Genomic DNA, 1,983 nt, shown 5'->3' with positions numbered 1-1,983 from the left:
GACGCGTAAGATGTAACGTGGATTGTCAAGGGCGTCGAGCGTGATGACGCTTCGTTTTTTTTGCATCTTTTTGTCGCTTCGGTTGGGGTGGTGCGCAGCGGATCCCAGACCCGGTTTTACGGGTTCAAGTAGGGAGGGCTGTATCGGAACGGGTTGCTCAGACGGTGCAGTTCTCCTCTTTTTTTTGCAGCAAGGGAGCTTCAAGTCCTAGCCGCTCAATCAGATCCCAACTGGCGTCAAAGAGTGACATGTTCTGGGTTGCCGCCCAAAGATCCAACGCATTGCCTTCTGAGCCGCAACTGTGACAACAGTAAACTTTTTTAGTCACGTTGACCGCAAAGCTCTTGGAATTCGGACTCGACGATCGATGCACGGGGCAAGGGCCACGCAGGGTGGCGCGATTGCTTTGGCCGCTCCAGTTCAATAGCTGCAAGACATCGGTCATCGAGACCAAGGAGCGGAGGTCGGCAAAGTTGAGCGGACGACGCGGTGCGGCTACAATCGAGTCGGTCGCGGTGACCACTTTTCGACTCGGCCCTTGCGCCTGGCTGTGGCCCGCGACCTTTTCCTCCTCCTGCGACGCTTCCATTTCGGCTGGCTCGACGGGTTGGCTCTCGCCTTGGGCGGCGCCAGCTTCCCACTGAGGATCAAACTCGCAGTCCTTCTTCCAAACGGCAAACACTTGCCGCAGCAGCTTTGCCATGCAGTGACCGATCGCCGTGTTGTAGTCCTTCCCATTGGCCATCAGTCGCGCGTACAACGCTCGCACCGGAGGGTTGTGTTTGACCGCGGTCTGGGCTGCCGTGTAAAGCAGGCGTCGTACCAGGTCGTTGCCTTTGCGGCTCATCCGCATTTCCTTGCCTGACTTGGGCGTACCGTCTTTGTTGAGGCCGGAAACATCGACTTCTTCGGGAAAGATCCCAAAGTAGCCGATCAACGCACGTGCGCTGCCAAAGCGGTCGATCGAAACGATCTTGGCGAGCAAGGCCGCTTCGGTTTGTGTGCCGATTCCGGGAATCGAACGGATGCGTCGGTGAGGCCCAGCGGGCAGTTCTTTGACCGCGTTTTTCACGATCGCATCGAGTTCCTCTTGAACCTCGATCTCATTGAGAATCGACTTGACTTTCCGCTTGATCAGCAACTCCGAAGCGGCACTCCGACTGCTGGCCGTGGAGTTCTTGGCAGCCTCGTTGAGCTGACCGGCCAATTCCTTGTCGATGTGAGGCAACTTGGCAATCGAGTCCAATCGTGCCGCGGCCATTCGTTCGGCCGTCGGGTACTTCAGCAGGAGCTTCAGGATCGACTTGGAACCGACGTTCTTGACCAACACGGCGAGCTCAGGAAACGCTCGGGCGAGCATGTTGTGCAACTGGTTGATCAGTCGTGTTCGCGCCGTGGCGGAGGCTTCCATCTGAGCGACTGCATCGCGCAGGATCGAAAACTCTTCTTGAGGCTGATGCATCGCCGGCGGCCGTTCGACGATGGCGAACCTTGCACAAGCAAGGCTATCGACGGGGTCGGCTTTGCGTTTTTCGTAATGGACTTTTTGATACGCTTTGTTGCGTGCGGGTTGGCCCACCGAGATGACCGAGGGTCCGTCGAGTCGATGCAACCATCGCAGCAAGTTTTCCGCATACTGACCTGCGGCATCGACGCGAATGTGGAGGACGCAATCAGTGTGCTTTTTTCGCAACTGATTGATCGCAGCTTCAAGTTTTTGGTAGCCTTTGGCGTTTTCGGTGAAGTGAAAAGGCTTTGCGGCAGTCCGTTTTTGTTCATCCAAGAACGAAACATGGTGTCCATACCGAGCGGTATCGATGCCGATCCCAAAGTGCTCTCGTGGCACAGAATTCATTGTGGATCTCCCAACAACAGTGTGGAAAAAACAGGTTGTCGCGAGTCTCCCCGCAGGTTGTTTGACCCAAAACGCTCGTGATAAGGCGTCACCGGCTTGCAGCCGAGCACCAAGATGTAACGATAAGT

General features: G+C 56.2%; 1 protein-coding gene. It reads right to left on the bottom strand.

Annotated elements, in window-relative coordinates; genetic code table 11:
* Window positions 1-157: 157 nt before the first annotated feature.
* Window positions 158-1,855, bottom strand: coding sequence for an IS110 family RNA-guided transposase (locus NZK35_RS33910; RefSeq protein ID WP_259636962.1), 1,698 nt, complete (start codon window positions 1,853-1,855; stop codon window positions 158-160).
* Window positions 1,856-1,983: the final 128 nt, after the last annotated feature.

It is taken from the genome of Stieleria sedimenti, from assembly GCF_025060895.1.
Classification (GTDB): domain Bacteria; phylum Planctomycetota; class Planctomycetia; order Pirellulales; family Pirellulaceae; genus Stieleria; species Stieleria sedimenti.
The sequence above is the reverse complement of the archived record's forward strand: the minus strand, read 5'-3'. Positions and strand labels throughout refer to the sequence as shown.

Bases quoted from the DNA above. Each gene is read 5' to 3' on its own strand.
- NZK35_RS33910 (WP_259636962.1), bottom strand. From the start codon at position 1,855: ATGAATTCTGTGCCACGAGAGCACTTTGGGATCGGCATCGATACCGCT.